The following is an 18,091-nucleotide window of genomic DNA, read 5'->3' on the forward strand; positions in this document are numbered from 1 at the left end:
CCAGCGATGGTCGTTAACGATACCGCGGGTGAGCTGGATGAACGCGGCGCACCGGAGTCCATCGCCAGCAAGCTGGCTCCTACAGTTTCCCGGGATTGCGTGAAGGGGCTGGGCGGGAGGGGGAGCTGGTCTCAGTATTCTCCCCCAGGCAAATCAGGAACTCTGCCGATCAATATCGCGCCGCAGAACGACGGCGGTGGTGATGTCTTCAACGTAATCATGACTGGCGACGGCATCTCTGACCCGGTTCAGGTCATCGATGGTTCGCGATTCGATCTCGATGACCAGGTCGAGTTGGCCACTGACCGAGGACACGCGACGGACCTGCGAGTTTTGTGCAAGTAGATCGAGCAGGCCCATTGCAGGCGTGCGCTTGAGGCAGACCAGCAGGATTGCGCGAATCACGTTGGCGTCGATTTCACCGATATCCGCGCGGTAGCCTCTGATCACGCCATTGCGTTCAAGGTTGATGACCCGTTCGCTGGTAGCGCTTCTTGAGAGCCCGATTCTCGCTGCCAAAGCCTTCAGGGCAATCCGGGCTTCCTTGGAAAGAATTTCGAGTATTTCGCGATCTTTCGTGTCCAGGTCGCGCATCAGAACTCCCTAATTTTGCTGCCGAAATTGTGCCGGTCGATTCCGGCAATATGCAGGCGCAAGCCGACCGTATACCTACTGCCGTCCCAGGCGTTGCGTGCCAAGCTATCTGAAAAAAATGGCTTGGAAAACAACTACCATGACAAATCTTTCCCATCCTGCCCCCCAGTTCTCGACCGGGGATGCCGAAAAACTCAGTGAGCAGCTTTTCAACGTTATTGGTACGGCCACGCCTCTGGATGGCGAGCGCGACCGTAACTACCGGTTGAATACCGGAACCGATGCAGGATGGATTCTGAAAGTCGTCAACTCGAGTGAACCGCGAGTGGAAAGCGAGTTTCAGACGGCCATTCTCAGTCATCTCGCCAGTTACAGTCCCGAGCTTACCGTGCCATTTCTCAAGAAGAGCCTTGCAGGTGAGTATCTGGCTTCTGCAGTAGCTCCTACCGGCGAAACCCACGCGGTCCGCCTGGTGAGCTGGTTGCACGGAACGCCGCTTGCCGAGGTCAAGCGCACATTCGAATTGATGCGCAGCCTCGGCCAGTCGTTCGGTGAAATTGATCGCGCACTTCAGGGCTTCATGCATCCCGGTGCGGTGCGTGATATCGACTGGGATTTGCGTCACGCCGCACGTTCTCGATCACGCCTGCACTTCGTCAAAGATCCTGGCAGAAGGGCCATTCTGGAACGGTTCATAGAGCGTTTCGAAAAAACGGTTCAACCGAAGCTTTCGCGTCTGCGTGCGCAAGTCATTCACAATGACGGCAATGACTGGAACATCCTCGTCGACTCGCACAACCATCAGAACGTCTCGGGCGTCATCGATTTCGGCGATGCGGTCCATACGATCCTGATTGCCGAAGTCGCCATTACCTGCGCCTACTCCATTCTCGACATGGAAGACCCGATCGGCGCGGCCGCCGCTCTCACTGCCGGTTTCCATGACAAGTACCCTCTGCAGCCGGAGGAGCTTGACGTCCTCTTCAATCTCATTGCGATGCGCCTGGTCACCAGCGTCACCCTGTCGGCATCGCGATGCGACCAGACGCAAGACAATCCCTACCTTGGCATCAGCGAAGCGCCGGCCTGGCGCCTTCTGGAGCGGATGGATCGCATGAACCCGAGACTGGCGACGGCGATCCTGCGCAAAGCCTGTGGTTTTGATGCGATCGAAGGCGCGGGTGCGGTTCGCCGCTGGGTGGCGGAAAACAGCAAGTCCTTCGCCGATATCGTGCGTCCATCGGCTGCGACCATGAACAAGGTCATTGCCCCGTTCGGCGACGCTTCGCATGTGATGACCATCGCTTCAGCCGAGCAGCGTCCAGCGCAGGCAACGAAGTGGTGGAGTGATTTTTCTGCCGAGCACAAGGTGCCGCTCGGCATCGGGCCATGGGGCGAGGAAAGGACCATCTACACCGACACGGCGTTTGAGTCGCGATTCATTGAAGGGCAGCGTCGGATCATTCACGTCGGTGTCGACTTGATCATGCCTGCCGGAACGCCTCTCTATACGCCTGTTGCCGGTGTGGTGCAGAGCGTCGAGGTCGAGCATGAGCCGCTTGGTTATGGTGGTTTGATCATGCTTGAGCACTCGCCACAAGGTTGCCCGCCATTCCTGACGCTGTGGGGGCACATGGCTCATGAAGCTCTGGTGCGCCTGAAGCCCGGTGACCGCCTGGAGGCTGGCGCGCTGTTGGGGTACATGGGGGCGGATACGGAAAATGGCGGGTGGATTCCCCATGTGCATTTTCAGATGTCCACTGACACCGGGTTGAAAGCGGGCGAGTTCATCGGCGTGGGGGAGCGGGCCTATCTTGAGGTCTGGGCCGACATTTTCCCCGATGCGTCGGCGCTCGCGGGGATTCCTCCGGAAACCTATAGCCAGGACGGACGCACCAAGGCAGAGCTTGTGGCCAAGCGCAAGGAGCTGTTGCTGCCAAACCTGTCGATCTCCTACTCGGATCCGATCAAGTTCGTTCGCGGTGACGGGGTCTGGTTGATCGATAACTTTGGCAGGGCGTATCTGGACTGTTTCAATAACGTCTGCCATCTCGGCCACTCTCATCCGGACGTGGTGCAGGCGCTTTCCCGGCAGGCCTCACGCCTGAACACCAACACGCGCTACCTGCACGACAATATCGTCGAGTATGCAGAGCGGCTCACCGCCACTTTGCCTGAAGGTCTGGCGGTCGCGTCCTTCGGTTGTTCGGGAAGTGAAGCAAACAGCCTCATGCTGCGTATGGCGCGCAATCACACCGGACGTAACGATGCGATCGTGCTGGATTGGGCTTACCACGGCACGACACAGGAACTGATCGACCTGAGCCCCTACAAGTACAAGCGTAAAGCCGGTAAAGGGCGCGCAGACCATGTGTTTGAGGCGACCGTCCCGGATGCCTACCGTGGTATGGATCAGTGGGCGTTCGAAGAACTTGGCAAGCGTTACGCCGAGAGCGTGGCGGATCAGATCGAGCTCATGCGCAAGCAGGGCAGAGCTCCGGCATTCTTTCTGGCGGAGTCCATTCCCAGTGTCGCCGGGCAACTGTTCTTCCCGGAAAACTACTTGAAAGAAGTCTATGCAATGGTCCGTGCCGAGGGCGGTCTTTGCCTGGCTGACGAGGTCCAGGTCGGCTTTGGTCGCGTAGGCAGCCACTGGTGGGCTTTTGAAACCCAGGGTGTCGTTCCCGATGCCGTGTCCATGGGCAAACCCATTGGCAACGGCCATCCCATGTCGGCGGTGGTGACCACGCGGGAAATCGCAGACAGCTTCAACAATGGCATGGAGTACTTCAATACCTTTGCCGGCAGCCCGGTTTCATGTGCTGTAGGGCTCTCGGTACTCGATGTGATCGAGCGCGATAACCTGAAACTCAACGCACTGACCATTGGCAACTATCTGCTCGACGGCTTCCGTAAATTGCAGCAGCGCTACGATGCAATAGGCGATGTGCGCGGGCAGGGTCTTTTTCTCGGGATAGAACTTGTCACGGATCGCAAGACCAAAGTGCCGGCCACGCAGTTGGCCAAACAAGTAGCCGATGGTGCCAGGGAGCGGGGTATTTTGATCGGTACTGAAGGCCCCCATGACAATGTCCTGAAGATGCGCCCATCGATGATCTTCAGTCAGGCAAATGCTGACTTTCTGCTCGAGGTCCTGGACGAAAGTTTCAAGGCCGCACTCCGCTGACCTGGCTGGCCCGACATAGTGTCGGCCAACTCCGGCAATGTGTCAGGCAGGCTGACACCTTGCCGGGTGCTTTCCAGAAGTGCCTATGCAAGACTTTTCATGAAGGCCGGGTGAATAACCCCAAGAAAATAATAAACAATTCTTCCAAGGTGCCATCCAATGCTAACCAAAAAGCTCAAGGGTTTGATTGTCGCTTCTACCGTGGCGGCAGCGGCGCTACTTTCCACTGCGGTTGTTCATGCTGATGATTTGAAGTCGATCCAGGATTCCAAAGAGATCCGTATCGCGATGAGCGGTCAATACTCTCCCTTCAGCTTTGCCAATGAGCAGAACCAGATAGTCGGATTCGACGCTTCCATCAGCGAGGCACTGGCTGAGCGCATGGGAGTAAAAGTGAAGATCATTACCACGCCGTTCGACGGGATCATTGCCGGTCTTCTGGCGAAAAAATATGACGCCATTATCGCTTCCATGACCATTACCCCGGAGCGCCAGAAGGCCGTGGATTTTGTCGGGCCCTATTACCATGCCGGCCGCACGATCGTAGTGAAGGAAGATTCTTCGATCAAAAGCCTTGATGATCTCAAGGATGTGACTGTCGGCGTGACCCTCGGCGACGCTCACGATAAATGGGCCAGGGCCCGCGGCAACCTGAAGGTCAGAACGTACAAGGGGCTTCCGGAAATGCTGGTCGATCTGGAGGCCGGGCGTATTGACGCGATAGTGATGGACAGTGTTCCAGTACTGGTCGCCGTCAAGGAAACAGGGCAGAAAGTGCGCATCATTACTCCACCGGATAGCGATGGCGGCATCGAAGGCATGGGCATTGCCTTGCGCAAGAACAACCCCGAACTCAAGGCGACCCTGCAGAAGGCGCTTGAAGACATGCTCGCCGACGGCACTTACGAAAAGATCTCGATGAAGTGGATTGGCAACGATATCCGCTGATTGCTGTTCAGCATGGCTCGACTTGTCGTCGGGCCAGCCAATCCGACTTTTCCGAGCGTGCTCATGGATCTGACTCTCATACAACGCACATTCCCGTTTTTCCTGGAGGCGGCGTGGATTACGGTGCAGATCTCTGTACTTGCTCTGGTGCTTGGGTTTCTGGTCGCAATCGTGCTCGTGGCTGGCCGGTTGTCCACTGTTCTCGTCTTTCGATGCCTTGCAAGACTCTACATCAGCGTTTTTCGCGGCACTCCCTGCCTGGTTCAGCTGTTCATCATCTACTTTGGCGGGCCGCAGATCGGACTTGAACTGGAGCCGTTTGCGGCAGGCGTAATCGGCCTGGGCCTGAACATCGCGGCTTACATGGCCGAATCCATTCGTGGCGCTATCAGCAACGTTGACCCAGGCCAAGTGGAAGCGGCACGTACGATTGGTTTCGGGCGCGGTCAGACTTTATGGTTTATCACGCTGCCACAAGCTGCGAAGTTGATGATAAGACCGCTGGGGGTGAACGCCGTGGCTCTTATCAAAGGCTCTGCACTGGTATCGACGATCTCTGTGGTTGAACTTTCATATACGGCGCAACGCTTTATCAGTTCAACGTACAAGCCTTTTGAGATTTTCATGGTGTCTGCACTGCTTTACATAGTGATGGTCTACTCGGTCAGATTCATTATTGACTATCTCGATAATCGCTTCGCGGCAAGGTGAGAGCATTCAGATGCAAAGCCTGGATCTTAGTATAGTTACACCTTATTCCGAGCTGCTTGCGACCGGTCTTTGGTGGACGGTTGTGATGTTTGTAAGTTCCAGCCTGTTGAGTTTGATGGCCGGGATAGTCTTTGCGCTCATTGTTCTTTATGCGCCGAGGGTGCTGGCGCTACCCGTGCGTTTTATGACCTGGTTGCTGATGGGTACGCCACTGCTACTGCAGTTGTACGTGATTTATTATGGACTTGTGCAAGTGGGAATCGATATTCCGGCGCTGGTGGCGGGCATCATCGGCCTCAGTTTGCACTTTGCCGTCTACAATGCCGACGTCATTCGTGCCGGGTTGGTCTCAGTCGACCCGGGCCAGATTGAAGGTGCCCGCTCCATTGGTCTCAGCCGTGGACAGACCCAGCGTTACATCATTGTGCCGCAGGCACTTCGCAGGACCATTGCGCCGCTGGGAAACAACCTGATTGTTCTTTTAAAAGACACTTCTCTGGTTTCCATCATCGGTATTGCGGAGTTGGTGTACAGCGCGCAGCTTGCCGTGAGCGAGACCTATAGCCCGTTTGAGTTTTATCTGACTGTTGCGGTTATTTATTATGCAGCCAATCTTGTTCTCGAAGCCGGCCTGCATCTCCTCGAAAACAAGGTAGAGATGTCACGATGACCAGAAAAGAATTCATGGTGGAGGTGAAGGGCGCTCGCAAGGCTTACGGAGCACTTGAAGTCCTCAAGGGCATCGATCTTTCGGTATCTCGCGGGCAGATCGTCGCCATCATCGGCCCAAGCGGTTCTGGCAAAAGCACGCTTCTGCGGTCAATCAACCACCTGGAAGTGCTTGACGATGGCGAGATCTGGTTAGAGGGCGAGCAAGTCAATCGGCCATTGAAAGGTCGTGCGTTTGAACAGCATATAAACGCTGTGCGTCAGCAGATGGGCATGGTGTTCCAACACTTCAATCTGTTTCCGCACTTGACCGTGTGTGAAAACATTGCGCTTGGCCCGATAAAACTCAAGGGGGTTACGAAGAAGGCATCTCGTGAGTTGGCAATGGAATATTTGTCGAAAGTCGGATTGGCCAACAAAGTCGACGAGTATCCTTCTCGCCTGTCGGGAGGGCAGAAGCAGCGCGTTGCCATAGCAAGGGCACTGGCGATGCAGCCAAAAGTCATGCTGTTCGATGAGGCTACATCGGCACTGGACCCTGAGCTTGTCGAAGAGGTCAACCTGGTCATGAAGCAACTCGCCGCGGAGCACATGACCATGCTGATCGTCACACATGAAATGCGCTTTGCCGGCGAAGTTGCAGACCGGATTGTCTTTATGGACGGCGGGGTTGTAGTCGAGGAAGGGGCGCCACAAGAGATCCTGCAAAACCCTGTCCATGAACGAACCCGGTCATTCCTGAAAAAGCATTTGCACGATAGATAAGAGGTGCGCTTTCGCTTCTGAACGCCGAGGGCAGGCGAGATCAAACGCCATGGCGCAGTCGTGAATATCTCAGGCGACTGCGCCGTCACCGGCGATACGTGGAGTCCGCGCGGAAAAAACATAATGGTCACCTTCCGACAAGAGAATGCGATCTCTCTCCTGTCGGTCCCTGCCATACATTCGAGCTTTTCCGCGCTTGGCAAAACCGTGCACGAATGAGCGCGCCCGGTAATTTACGATGGTGGCGGGATTACTTCTCGACCAGTATTTTCGGGTTGGCACTGCCCCAGACGGTGTAGAGGTCGGCCAGAAGCGCGCCGTTGATCTCTTCGACTTCAGCCTGGCTGACTTCGTTTGCGCCTTGCTTGCCAAACAGCACTACTTCATCACCTGCCTTGACGTCGGGTGCATCCGAGACATCGACCATCACGGTGTTCATCGAAACCTTGCCCACCACCGGCACGCGATGACCATTGATCAATACCACGCCTTTATTGGTGAACACGCGGCGATACCCATCGGAGTAACCGACCGTGATGTTGGCGAGTTTCGAATCACGTGTCAGGGTGAAGGTGCGGTCGTAACCCACTGTGTTTCCAGCGGGATAGTCATTGACCGAGGCCACATGCGACTTGAATTGCATCACGCGCCGATATTCAGTGCGCGAAATGACGGTATCGCCAAACAGCGCGCCGCCTGTGCGCACCATGTCCAGGCGCGATTCGGGTACTTCCAGGGTGGCGAAGGAGTTGGCTGCGTGCAGGGTGATTTTCTTGCGATCGAGCTGGGCCACGTCCATCAGCCAGGCCGCTTGTTCGTTGAAGGTTGCCAGGCCCTTGCGTACGTCGTCCTTATCCTCCACCGCGAAGTGGGTCATGATTGCGACCACTTCCAGATTCGGTACCTGTGTGATTGCCACGGCGTCTTTCTTGCCCTGTTCGGTGGCCATTTCCACGCCGTTACGGCTCATGCCGCTTGAGTTGAGGCCGATGTGCACCTGCAGTTTGCGACCGTGCTTCTGTGCAAGTTCGGCCGCCTGGCGGGCGAAATCGAGGTTGCCTACCAGTTCTTCGATGTTGTACTGCAGAGCATTTTCCAGCTCCCCCAGGGAAGCGGTGCGAACACGGATCAACTGGCCTTTAAAGCCGCTTTCGCGAACCACTCGCGCCTCTTCGTTACTGGCGACCGCCACACAGGGTACACCGAGCGCGATCACCGACGGCATCACCAACCCGATACCATGACCATAAGCGTCGGCTTTCAGTACCGCACAGAGTTTCGACTTGCCGGCCAGCTCCGCTTGCAGGGTACGGATATTGTGCTCTAACGCGGTCTTGTTGATTTCAATCCAGGCATTACTGATTTGCGCAGTCAGCTCGGAGTTGCCGTTAGTGAGCGACAGCGGCGGCGCCGCCTGGGCCTGGCTCTGCAAAAAAAACAGGCCGAGGGATAACGCTAGAACAGTACGAGTAAAGGGCATTTGAAACTCTCCATGTAATCGGTCTTTTTATTATTCCAATGCCGATTATTGGAAGGCGATGTAAGTTGCCGTTGTACGTCGCGTTCGAAGATGTAAAAACATGTAAGGAATATGTTCGCGGCCGTTGTGGGTGCCGGTGTCTGCAAGGTGCAGGGCGGGGATCGCGTCGCCTGTAGCTACATTAGTCAGATCAGGCGACCCAGCGCATCACCTTCTCAGGGTGGCCAGTGTGCGCGTCCAGTTGTTCATTGAGAACTATAAAGCCCTGCTTCTCATAGAAATGGATAGCAGGCGCATTCGCCGAATACACAGTCAGCTGTAGAGTTGACTGGGATGCCATGGCGTCCGCGAGAAGCTGCGTACCTATACCGTCCCTCTGACGTTCAGGCGATACGAATAGCGCCGCAAGTGTGTCTCCATATACAGAGCAGAACCCTGCTACCGTCCCGTCTGCCTCAAACACTCGGGACATGGCGCCGGGCAGGTAGACCTCACGCATGGCATCAAGCTGGCTATGCCAGAATTCGGGGGCTATGAAGTGATGCGCCTGGATTGACGCTCTTAGCCAAATGTCCAATACGGGCTCCAGGTCAACGTTTCGAAAGTCGCGGATCATGAGGTCTCAACGATTGAGTCAGGAAGAAAACATTGTGCCATATGCGTGCTCCGCGCAACGGTCCTCCGCTCGCAGATCTACCTGGCACTGATTCTGATCAAACAGCAATGCATGGGGCTGGAACTGTGACTGCCAACGCCGCGTGCTCTACACCGGTGGTACCTTCAGCAAGGTGCTGTTTCCAGGGCTGCGCCTGGCTTATCTGGTTGTCGCGGTTGTGTGCGTGTTCATCGCTGTTCGCTCCTGGTGAAAGGTCGTGAATTAGACTAAACCCGGGTATCGAAGAGTGGGAGTGACAAGCGTGGCGGGATTTCGATGGACTCGATGATCACGGCCGCTGCCCAGGCGCTGGCGGCGGGCAATCCACTGGGCGCTCTGGACCGCGTGGCCTTGCGCGACGATGCGCCGGCGCTGGCCCTGCGCGGCATCGCCATGGCGCAACTGGGCGATCTGGTGCGCGCCCGGGCGCTGGTCAAGCGCGCGCAAAAGGCCTTTTCGCCCAGGGAGGTGCTGGCCCGTGCCCGATGCGTGGTGGCCGAAGCCGAAATCGCCCTGGCGTCGCGGGAACTCGGCTGGCCAGTCAAGGCGCTTGAAACGGCGCGGGTCACCCTTGAACAGCACGGTGACCGGGTCAATGCCGCTCATGCACGGTATCTGCAAATCCGCCGTCTGCTGCTGATCGGCCAGCTCGATGAGGCGCAGCAGTTGCTGGCCAGCCTCGACCCCGGCCCCTTGCCGCCGGCCTTGCGCGCAACCCATGAACTGGTGCTGGCGGGGATCGCCATTCGCCGCCTGCAATCGAAAGCGGCACGGGAGGCGTTGACGCGCGCCGGGCTGGCTGCCGGTCAGACGGGGATTGCCGCGCTGATCGCTGAAGTCGAACAGGTGGCACGCCTGCTCGATGCACCCGCGGCACGCCTGACTGCCCAGGGTGAGGAACGCGCGCTGCTGCTCGATGAAGTCGAAGCCTTGCTCGGTTCAACGGCGTTGGTGGTGGATGCCTGCCGGTACATTGTGCGCGGCTGCGGCATGTCGGTGTCGCTGGCGACGCGGCCGATCCTGTTCATGCTCGCCCGCACTCTGGCCGAAGCCTGGCCCGCCGATGTTGCGCGGGAAACGCTGATCGCCCGGGCGTTCCGTCTGAAGCTCTCGGATGAGTCCCATCGTGCCCGGCTGCGCGTGGAAATCGGCCGCCTGCGTAAGGCACTCAAGCCGTTGGCCGGCGTCATCGCGACGCCCCGTGGTTTTGCCCTGCAAACGTCCGTGTGCACGGAGGTGGTGACACTGGCGCAACCGGTCGAGGAAAAATTTGCCGCGGTATTTGCCTGCCTCGCCGATGGCGAGTCGTGGTCGAGTTCCGCCCTGGCCCTGGCGCTGGGTACCAGCCAGCGCACGGTGCAGCGTGCGCTCGATACGTTGGCGGAGCAGGGCAAGGTGCAGTGGTTTGGCCGAGGCCGCGCGCGGCGCTGGATGACACCGCCCGTGCCGGGATTCGCGACGACCTTGTTACTCCCGGCGCCGCTGCCCGGTGGCTAGGATGAACGCCACCACCCCCCATTGAGGATTGCCAGATGAAACACGCAACTGCTGAAGTCATTCGTGAATATGGCCCGTTTGCCGAGGTCGATCATGTGTGCGGCGTCACCTGGGACGGCGAAAAGGTCTGGTTCGCCAGCAACAGCAAAATCAACGCCCTCGACCCGGAAAGCGGCAAGCTGCTGGACTCGATCGATGTCGCTGCCCATGCCGGCACCGCATTCGATGGCGAGCATCTGTTCCAGATCGCCGACGACCGCATCCACAAGATCGACCCCCGCACCGGGCGCATCCTCTCGACGATTCCGGCCCCCGGCGCCGGCACCGATTCGGGGCTGACCTGGGCCGAAGGGACGTTGTGGGTGGGCCAGTACCGCGAACGCAAGATCCACCAGATCGACCCCGAGACCGGCAAGATCCTGCGCACCCTAGAATCCAACCGTTTCGTTACCGGCGTGACCTGGGTGCAAGGTTCGCTGTGGCATGGCACCTGGGAGGGCGACGAGAGTGAGTTGCGGCGCATCGACGCGCAAACCGGTGAAGTACTCGAGAGCCTCAGGCTGCCCGAAGGCGTCGGCGTGTCGGGACTGGAGTCCGATGGCGGCGAGCGGTTGTTCTGCGGTGGCGGCGAAAGCGGCAAGGTGAGGGTGGTGCGTCGGCCTTCGTGAGACACGGATCTGTGTACACCCACTTACCCCGTGGGAGCGGGCTTGCTCGCGAAGGCGGTGTATCAGCTAGCATCAATGTCGTCTGACACGCCGCTTTCGCGAGCAAGCCCGCTCCCACAGGGGCAGTGGGTGTATGCAAAATCTGCAAGCAACCTCACTCAGTCCGCTTGTGGATGCTGATCGTTGATCTCGTACCAATCCGCTTTCGAGCCGACGCAAACATGTTTTTGCTTGCGTGTCCGTAGCGGCGTATCCAGCGAGCCGAGGGCAATCGAAATCCACTCGGAAAACGCGCCTGTCGAGTCAGTCCAGAACAGCGAAGATCCGCAGCGGGAACAGAACTGTCGCGTGACACCTTTGGACGATTCAAACGCCATCAGCGAGTCAGTGCCGGTCATGATCGACAGCGACGAGGCGGGCGCGCTCGCGTAGGTCGCAAACGCAGCTCCATGGCTCTTTCGGCACTGGCTGCAATGGCAATGGGTGATGGCTTTCAACTCGGTCGACACGCCATATTTGACCGCGCCGCAAAGGCAGCTGCCCTGGTGAAACTCATCCATGCAATACCCTCTCCTTATCGATAGTATTTTTGTTTCCTGCCGGGTTTTCTGCTGGTCGAAATCGGTCTAAAAGCGCGGTTGGCAATCGTCCCTGTTTTGCTATCCTCAACTTTGTAGGTGAAGACGCAGACTGATGCGCAAAAGGATAGCAAGGAGACGTGGGGCGCGTTCCGAAGGGTACACGGTTAGAAAGATCCCCGCGCTGGGATCCAGCCCTTATGCCGTGTGAAGCAGAAGAGTTCCATTACGGTTTCACGACTCTTTTGTGGGAGGCCTGATAAACCTTGTAAGCCGGAGACCAGCACCGGCCACCTACTTATACTCACCCGCGAAGCCCGCCCAGTGCGGGCTTTTTAATGCCTTGGTTTTTGGCGTCTTTGTAGGAGCCAGCTTGCTGGCGATCGTCGTTAACGATAACGCATGTGTCCTGGATATACGCGGTGCACTGAAGTCCATCGCCAGCAGGCTGGCTCCTACAGTTTCAGCGTGGGCATGGCCCCCTGTGGGAGCTGGCCTGCCAGCGATGGTCGTTAACGATAACGCGGGTGAGCTGGATAAACGCGGCGCACTGGAGTGCATCGCCAGCAGGCTGGCTCCTACAGTTTTCCCGCGTGGTCACGGTCCATTGTGGGAGCTGGCTTGCCAGCGATGGTCGTTAACGATAACGCGTGTGAGCTGGATGAACGCGGTGCACTGGAGTCCATCGCCAGCAGGCTGGCTCCTACAGTTTCCCGTCGAGAACCTTTTTCATGCCCGCAAGGTGGGACTGGCTGGCCGCTCAAGGCGCGCCGAACAGCATCGTCCAGTAAACACCGTTGTCGCTGCGGGCGTTGGCGGCGTACGCGGCACCGACCTGGGTGTACATCGGGTTCATCAGGTTGGCGCAGTGCCCGGGACTGGCGAGCCAACCGGCCATGGCCTTGCTCGGCGAACCTTGCCCGGCGGCGATGTTTTCACCGATCTGGCGGCCACGGTAGCCGGCAGCCCTGGCGCGGTCGGCGGGCATGTCACCGTCGGGGTCCTGGTGGGCGAAATAGTTGCTGTAGGCCATGTCCTTGCTGTGATGTTGTGCGGCGGAACCCAAGGCCGCACTCCAGGACAGCGGCCGCGCGGCGGCGAAGCGCTGGCGACCACACAGGCGTGGCTTGGCCCGGGCAGCGTTGACCTGCGCCAGCAACGCCTGGGCGGCGCTGCGGGGATCGGCGGTTTGCCGGTCGAGCACCGGCCGCGCCAGCACCACTTGCCACTCGCTCCCGGCGCGACTGACGCCGATATCGGCGTATTGGTTGTCGAGCAGTGCGGCGCAGTGCTCGTCCTGGAACATATCGAAGGCTTCTTCGGCATCCCGTGCACCCACCACGCGGATAGAACGCACCATGGTCGCCTGATAGCCGGAAGCCTTTAACCGGTCCCGCAACCCACCGCCATAGCCAACGGGCAAGGCCAGGTTCGATTTGAGCGTCAGGGGTGACAAGCGTTGCGCGGGGCGTCGGTCGCAACGTTGCGGATGGGCGCGGTAGTCGTTGATGGCGTCGACCAGTTGCCGTTGCCCATCGGCGTGGGCGGGGCTGGCAAAAACGGGGAGCAGGGGAAGCAGGCACAGCGAAGTAAAGCGCAAGGTAACGACGGTTTGGCGCATGAACGGACAACTCGAATGAGATGACGACGATAGGAGAGGGGGGAAAACGCAGGGTATGACTGGTGTCTCGACACAAGGTTCACGGCGCGAGCGAACCTGTTTGTGGCCGGAACCCAATGTCCGACGAAGGGTAGGACTTCTGTGGGAGCGGGCTTGCTCGCGAAGGCGGCGTGTCAGACGACATGGATGCTACCTGACACACCGCCTTCGCGAGCAAGCCCGCTCCCACAGGTTTTGTGTACACCAGTAACCCGCTGCGGTCCTGAATCGATCAATCCACGCAGGCGTACACCACCAGTTCCACCAGCATTTCTTCCCGGGCCAGGCCTGCTACGACCATGGCGGCGCGGTTTGGGTAGGGCGCCTGGAAGTACTCGGCGTAGACCGCATTCACGGTTGCCAGGTAGCTGCGGTCAGTGACGTAGATCAACACCTGGGTGACCGCGTCCAGCGAGCTGCCGGCGGCTTGCAGGGTGTGGCGCAGGTTGTCCAGGGTCTGCCGGGTTTGCGCTTCGATGCCGCCGCTCACCACCTGGCCCTGGCGGTCGATGGGGATTTGCGCGGTGTACAGCGTGCCGTTGCCGACAACCGCCCATTCCAGTGGCGCGCGCGAGGCAAAGAGGTCGGTCTTGATCGCCTGTTTCATTGATGCTTCCTGATGCGGGTTTGAGAGGTTTACCGAGCGTCGCTGCCTTCGCCGGCTCCACGGCGACGGGATTCTTCGGTGCTTTCCACCAGCACCCGTTCACCCAGTTTCTTCAACTGGGCCCAGACTTCATCATCGACCTGCAGCCCGCCCGCGGGTGTTGGCTGACGGTGTTCAAACGTCGGGGCCGCGACTTCGGCACTCAGGCGTGGCAGCAGCGCGAAGTGCCGGGAAATCAGCACGTTGATGCTTTGCTCATCACCCCGGGCCGGTTGCGGCAGGTCATACACGCGCAAGGACGGGCCGGTGCTCCCGGCGCTGAAAGTGGCCACCAGTTCCTGCCGGGCATCGCGCCAGTACACACAAAAATTCAGGCCTTCTCCGGCACAGCGCGCCAGGTAGCCCAGCAGCAGAACGCGGTTGTGGCAATGGCGGACGCGGATCAGCGCACTGCCGCCGCGCAAGGCCTTGGCCACCCCCAGTTCGATGGCCTGGGCGGCGCAGCGCAATACGCTTTGGCCATGGGCATCGAGGGTCAGCTGGGTGGCGTCTTCGTAGCAGGTTTCGATGGGGCGATCGACTTCATCGTGAAGGAAGTCCAGCGCCTTTTTCAGCGCACCGACACCGTCGAGGCCTTGCTGCTGCAGCCTGGCAATCATCTCGGCGGCGTCGTCGCAATCACCGGGTGCAAAACCGATGCCTTCGAAGGCCTTGCGGCAGATCACCTGGATTTCATTGAGCGATACACGCATTTCAGAGTGCTCCGGCAGCGTTGGTCAGTTCAGGCATGACGGCGAAATTCCAGTCGTCGGCGAACGGCTGGCCGATCTCGCTGACCAGCGGTGCCCCCTGGAACAGGGTGATGCGCACCCAGCGGCTGGACTTGGGGTCGAACTTGCCGGCGCCGAAGAACGCCAGCTTGCAGCGCAGCAAGTGGATCGGCAGCATGCTGCGGTCCATCAGATTGGCGCGGATCTCCCCGAAGGCGCAGCGGGCCATGCCTTGCAGGCGGCAGACGGTGCCTTTGAACTGCGGCAGCGCCAGCAGAAAGTGCGCGGTCAATTGCCGTGGGTGTTGCTCGCGGTAGGCAAGCAGGGCCCGATGACAACGTTGAATGTTGTGCGCGATCCCCAACTGCATTTCTTTCTCGGCGCCTGGCTCCATGGCCCGTTCACCCAGGCGTGGTTCTTCCTTTTCCGCCGAGCGATACCAGAAAAAATGGTTGGCCTCGGCGCCGCTCAAGTCGTAATCGAGCGCCCAGCGGTACTCGGTCTCGATGAGATCGCAGAGCTCATCCAAGGGCATCTCGGCGTTCAGGCGGAACCCCTCGTTGACCGACATCTGCTCGGCCAACGGATCGACCTGTTCGGGGTACAACTCCAGCAGCAGACTGACCAGCAGTTCCTGACACCCGGCGCCGACGTTCACTTCGGCCCAGGCTTGCAGGCGTGACCACAAACCCGCGTTGACGCACTGCTCTGCGAACCACCCGGCCAGTTGTTCGAGATCGACCAGTGTCTGCAGGTCGATGGCGCTTTGCCGTTGGTCCTCGGTGCTGGTTTGCTGCAAGTGCCGGCGGGCCCGTAGCAGCAACGCCTGAAAGCGCTGGGCATGAGGCAGGTCAGCCGCTTGCGCCACAACCTGTGCCAGTGCGGTTTCCCTGGCCCACAGCCATTGGTTGACCAGTTGCGGGTGATTGATCAGGAACGGCGCCATGCCCAGCCCCGTGGAATTGCCGACCCCAAGGTAACGCTGCAGGGCAGGGTCCAGACCCACTGCCCGCTGCGGGTTGCGTGCCCGGGCCATGTGTTCGATCTGCTCGATGCTGAAATGCCGCAACAGGTACACGGTAAACATCTGGGCGCTGAAGGGTTGCGTGAAGTCTGCCGTGCCTTGCAGGCAACTGAAGTCGGCGATGCCGAACTTGCCGTTGCCGTACACCGCGGTGGTGCGATACAGGTAGCCGACCTCGGCCAGTTGCCGCGGGTCTGGCTGACAGCCTTCGGCCAGCGCCTCGAGGAAACGCTCGAAGTTGCGCAGGCTACGGTTGGCCCGCGACAGCACCAGCACGCGCGAATCAAAACGCCCGGCTTCCTGTAGCGGTACATTGCGTCGCAAGTCGGCCAACTGCTGTTCGTCGACATCACCGGCAAGCAGGACAAAACTGACATCCCACTGATCGGCTATCACCCGGTCGCTGCGCTTTTCCGGCGGCAGGTACATCGAGAAAATCACGCAGTGATAGCGGGCACTGGCGGTGTCGATGCGGTAGATCGCCGTGCCGAAGCCCTCGGCATCCAGGTCGAAGCAGGTGCGCTGGATGCGCCACTGCTCGTTCATCATTCGCCGCATGCTACTGCGCACGAAACTCAAGCGGCTTTGAAAGTGGCTGCCCAGCCGCTCCAGGTCCATGACCCGAGTGGCGGGCCGCAAGGCCGAGGCGGTGTCTGTGTCGGTGTGCGACATCATTGCGATTCCTGAACTGTTCATCATCAGACTGCCTGTTCGCGAGCCATCTGCCGGGCGATGCGCAGTGCATCCCAGAGCGACGGCAGGATCAGCAGCGAAACCGGTACGGCAGTAATCACGATAAAGGATTGCAGCGCCGTGACCCCGCCCGAACCGATGGTGATCAACACCACCGCGGCCAGGCCCATGCCGATCGCCCAGAAGGCCCTCAGCCATGGTTTCGGCTTGTCATTACTGGACATCGCCATTGCCACGGTGAACGCCATCGCATCGCCGTTGGTGGCCACCGAGATGAAGCTCAGGAACAGGAACAGCGCCGAGATCAGTCCACCCAGGGGCAGGTTCTGGGTCACGCCCAGCAGCAGGTCCTCGGGCTGCGTGCCGTGGGCAGTGACGATGCCCGGCGTCTGCAACTCCATGCCGATGCCGGCGCCGCCGACGATGGTGAACCAGAACATGGTCACCAGCGGTGCGATGATCGACAGGGTCATGATCACTTCGCGGATGGTCCGGCCACGGGAAATCTTCGCCACATACAGGGCGACCATCGGCGCGTAGCCAATGAACCAGCCCCAGTAGAACACCGTCCACCAGTCGAGCCATTTCGGGTCGGCGCGGAACAGGGTCATCGGAATGAACTGCTCCAGGTGCAAGGCGAACGCGGTGGGAAAACCGCCGAGAATGAAAGCGTTGGGCCCCAGCAGCACCATGAACACCGCCAGGCCGATCATCAGCCAGACGTTGATCCCGCTGACGAACCGGATCCCCTCCAGCCCGACCAGGCAGGAGATGGTGTACATCACGGTGACCAGCACGATGGTGATGGACTGCACCACCAGGTCGTTGGGAATGCCCCACACCGAGTGCAACGCACTGCTGATTTGCAGGCCGAGGAAACCGATCGGGCCGATGGTGCCGGCGACGACGGCGATGATCGAGGTGGCGTCCGCCAGCGTGCCGATTGGTCCCTTGAGCGCACGCTCACCGAACAACGGATAGAGCAGGGTACGCGGCGCCAGCGGCAGGCCTTTGTCGTAATGCAAATGCATCAGCACGATGGCCAGCAGACTGCCCAGCACCGCCCAGGCGAGAAAGCCCCAGTGCACGAACGATTGCGCGAGCGCAACGTGTGCGGCGGCTTCGGTGTGCGGTTGCACCCCGGCGAACAACGGCGGTGGGCTGGCGAAGTGCATCATCGGTTCCGCTGCCGCCCAGAAGGCGCCGCCCCCGGCGAGCAGGGCGCACATGATCACGGCGATCCAGTTGAAGGTGCTGGTATCGGGGCGCTGCTCGACGCCGCCCAGGCGTACCCGTCCGCATTTGCTGAAGCAGATGAACAGGCTCATGGCGAAGGTCGCCAGCATCAGGATCTGCCAGTACAAGCCGAAGAACTTCGTCGACCAGGCGAACAGCGTGTTCACCAGCAGCGATACGCCATCGATGTCGATCAGAGCCGCGATCAGAAAGGCGCCGAGGAAGCCGCCGCTGATCAAGAACAGCGGCCAGTCGATGTCTTTTTTCGGCGGTGCAAGGTCCAGTGGCTGGACGTCGGCTTGCAGGGAGTCGGATATTTTCATGATGCCTCCAAAATACGCGCCTGGGG

The 18,091-nt window shown here is 59.5% G+C and carries 16 protein-coding genes; 7 read left to right on the forward strand and 9 right to left on the reverse strand.

Annotation, left to right across the window (positions count from 1 at the left end):
* Nucleotides 1-153 precede the first annotated feature (153 nt).
* Nucleotides 154-594 (reverse strand): Lrp/AsnC family transcriptional regulator, encoded by a 441-nt coding sequence (locus tag PMI26_RS13785; protein WP_007975212.1) that lies wholly within the window; start codon nt 592-594, stop codon nt 154-156.
* Between the two features lie 139 nt (nt 595-733).
* Here PMI26_RS13785 and PMI26_RS13780 point away from each other — a divergent pair, with 139 nt between their 5' ends.
* The 5 genes from PMI26_RS13780 (at nt 734) to PMI26_RS13760 (ending at nt 6,874) form a co-directional block, all read left to right on the forward strand.
* The gene (locus PMI26_RS13780; RefSeq protein WP_007975213.1) at nt 734-3,781 is read left to right on the forward strand and encodes an aminotransferase class III-fold pyridoxal phosphate-dependent enzyme; all 3,048 of its coding nucleotides are present in this window, start codon (nt 734-736) and stop codon (nt 3,779-3,781) included.
* Nucleotides 3,782-3,940: 159 nt separating this feature from the next.
* Nucleotides 3,941-4,729, forward strand: a complete 789-nt coding sequence (locus PMI26_RS13775) for an ABC transporter substrate-binding protein (protein ID WP_007975214.1) — start codon at nt 3,941-3,943, stop codon at nt 4,727-4,729.
* Nucleotides 4,730-4,792: 63 nt separating this feature from the next.
* A complete protein-coding gene (locus PMI26_RS13770) occupies nt 4,793-5,440 on the forward strand; it encodes an amino acid ABC transporter permease (protein ID WP_007975215.1) in 648 nt (215 codons plus the stop codon).
* 10 nt (nt 5,441-5,450) lie between these two features.
* The gene (locus PMI26_RS13765; protein ID WP_007975217.1) at nt 5,451-6,110 is read left to right on the forward strand and encodes an amino acid ABC transporter permease; all 660 of its coding nucleotides are present in this window, start codon (nt 5,451-5,453) and stop codon (nt 6,108-6,110) included.
* The gene (locus PMI26_RS13760) at nt 6,107-6,874 is read left to right on the forward strand and encodes an amino acid ABC transporter ATP-binding protein (RefSeq protein WP_007975219.1); all 768 of its coding nucleotides are present in this window, start codon (nt 6,107-6,109) and stop codon (nt 6,872-6,874) included. The genes PMI26_RS13765 and PMI26_RS13760 overlap by 4 nt, the downstream gene beginning before the upstream one ends.
* A 250-nt stretch (nt 6,875-7,124) precedes the next feature.
* On the opposite strand, the gene alr is transcribed toward PMI26_RS13760, so the two are convergent.
* Nucleotides 7,125-8,354, reverse strand: a complete 1,230-nt coding sequence (gene alr / locus PMI26_RS13755) for an alanine racemase (RefSeq protein ID WP_007975221.1) — start codon at nt 8,352-8,354, stop codon at nt 7,125-7,127.
* 190 nt (nt 8,355-8,544) lie between these two features.
* Nucleotides 8,545-8,970, reverse strand: coding sequence for an N-acetyltransferase (locus PMI26_RS13750; protein WP_007975222.1), 426 nt, complete (start codon nt 8,968-8,970; stop codon nt 8,545-8,547).
* A 315-nt stretch (nt 8,971-9,285) separates the two neighbouring features.
* On the opposite strand from PMI26_RS13750, the gene PMI26_RS13745 reads away from it, so the two are divergent.
* Together PMI26_RS13745 and PMI26_RS13740 are read left to right on the forward strand one after the other, a co-directional pair.
* A complete protein-coding gene (locus PMI26_RS13745) occupies nt 9,286-10,506 on the forward strand; it encodes a hypothetical protein (protein ID WP_007975223.1) in 1,221 nt (406 codons plus the stop codon).
* A 35-nt stretch (nt 10,507-10,541) separates the two neighbouring features.
* Nucleotides 10,542-11,174: a Vgb family protein gene (locus PMI26_RS13740; RefSeq protein ID WP_007975224.1), complete on the forward strand. Its 633-nt coding sequence runs from the start codon at nt 10,542-10,544 to the stop codon at nt 11,172-11,174.
* Nucleotides 11,175-11,332: 158 nt separating this feature from the next.
* Here the strand turns inward: PMI26_RS13740 and PMI26_RS13735 are convergent, their stop codons facing one another.
* The 6 genes from PMI26_RS13735 to PMI26_RS13710 all read right to left on the reverse strand — a co-directional run bounded on the left by PMI26_RS13735 (nt 11,333) and on the right by PMI26_RS13710 (nt 18,065).
* Nucleotides 11,333-11,734 (reverse strand): GFA family protein, encoded by a 402-nt coding sequence (locus tag PMI26_RS13735; RefSeq protein WP_007975225.1) that lies wholly within the window; start codon nt 11,732-11,734, stop codon nt 11,333-11,335.
* A gap of 778 nt (nt 11,735-12,512) precedes the next feature.
* Complete coding sequence (locus PMI26_RS13730; RefSeq protein WP_007975226.1) at nt 12,513-13,373, reverse strand: CAP domain-containing protein; 861 nt, start codon at nt 13,371-13,373, stop codon at nt 12,513-12,515.
* Nucleotides 13,374-13,644: 271 nt separating this feature from the next.
* Complete coding sequence (locus tag PMI26_RS13725) at nt 13,645-14,019, reverse strand: RidA family protein (RefSeq protein ID WP_007975227.1); 375 nt, start codon at nt 14,017-14,019, stop codon at nt 13,645-13,647.
* A gap of 29 nt (nt 14,020-14,048) precedes the next feature.
* On the reverse strand, nt 14,049-14,771 hold the full coding sequence (locus PMI26_RS13720; RefSeq protein ID WP_007975228.1) for a DUF3726 domain-containing protein: 723 nt from the start codon (nt 14,769-14,771) through the stop codon (nt 14,049-14,051).
* Nucleotide 14,772: 1 nt separating this feature from the next.
* Nucleotides 14,773-16,488 (reverse strand): hypothetical protein, encoded by a 1,716-nt coding sequence (locus PMI26_RS13715; RefSeq protein WP_007975230.1) that lies wholly within the window; start codon nt 16,486-16,488, stop codon nt 14,773-14,775.
* Between the two features lie 23 nt (nt 16,489-16,511).
* Entirely contained in the window at nt 16,512-18,065 is a 1,554-nt protein-coding gene (locus PMI26_RS13710) for a BCCT family transporter (protein WP_007975231.1), read from the reverse strand.
* Nucleotides 18,066-18,091: the final 26 nt, after the last annotated feature.

Source organism: Pseudomonas sp. GM33, assembly GCF_000282295.1.
Classification (GTDB): domain Bacteria; phylum Pseudomonadota; class Gammaproteobacteria; order Pseudomonadales; family Pseudomonadaceae; genus Aquipseudomonas; species Aquipseudomonas laurylsulfatiphila.

Coding starts and splice junctions, on each gene's coding strand:
- PMI26_RS13775 (WP_007975214.1), top strand. CDS start 3,941: ATGCTAACCAAAAAGCTCAAGGGTTTGATTGTCGCTTCTACCGTGGCG.
- PMI26_RS13750 (WP_007975222.1), bottom strand. CDS start 8,970: ATGATCCGCGACTTTCGAAACGTTGACCTGGAGCCCGTATTGGACATT.
- PMI26_RS13785 (WP_007975212.1), bottom strand. CDS start 594: ATGCGCGACCTGGACACGAAAGATCGCGAAATACTCGAAATTCTTTCC.
- PMI26_RS13770 (WP_007975215.1), top strand. CDS start 4,793: ATGGATCTGACTCTCATACAACGCACATTCCCGTTTTTCCTGGAGGCG.
- PMI26_RS13740 (WP_007975224.1), top strand. CDS start 10,542: ATGAAACACGCAACTGCTGAAGTCATTCGTGAATATGGCCCGTTTGCC.
- PMI26_RS13780 (WP_007975213.1), top strand. CDS start 734: ATGACAAATCTTTCCCATCCTGCCCCCCAGTTCTCGACCGGGGATGCC.
- PMI26_RS13715 (WP_007975230.1), bottom strand. CDS start 16,488: ATGATGTCGCACACCGACACAGACACCGCCTCGGCCTTGCGGCCCGCC.
- PMI26_RS13745 (WP_007975223.1), top strand. CDS start 9,286: ATGGACTCGATGATCACGGCCGCTGCCCAGGCGCTGGCGGCGGGCAAT.
- PMI26_RS13720 (WP_007975228.1), bottom strand. CDS start 14,771: ATGCGTGTATCGCTCAATGAAATCCAGGTGATCTGCCGCAAGGCCTTC.
- alr (WP_007975221.1), bottom strand. CDS start 8,354: ATGCCCTTTACTCGTACTGTTCTAGCGTTATCCCTCGGCCTGTTTTTT.
- PMI26_RS13710 (WP_007975231.1), bottom strand. CDS start 18,065: ATGAAAATATCCGACTCCCTGCAAGCCGACGTCCAGCCACTGGACCTT.
- PMI26_RS13725 (WP_007975227.1), bottom strand. CDS start 14,019: ATGAAACAGGCGATCAAGACCGACCTCTTTGCCTCGCGCGCGCCACTG.
- PMI26_RS13730 (WP_007975226.1), bottom strand. CDS start 13,373: ATGCGCCAAACCGTCGTTACCTTGCGCTTTACTTCGCTGTGCCTGCTT.
- PMI26_RS13760 (WP_007975219.1), top strand. CDS start 6,107: ATGACCAGAAAAGAATTCATGGTGGAGGTGAAGGGCGCTCGCAAGGCT.
- PMI26_RS13735 (WP_007975225.1), bottom strand. CDS start 11,734: ATGGATGAGTTTCACCAGGGCAGCTGCCTTTGCGGCGCGGTCAAATAT.
- PMI26_RS13765 (WP_007975217.1), top strand. CDS start 5,451: ATGCAAAGCCTGGATCTTAGTATAGTTACACCTTATTCCGAGCTGCTT.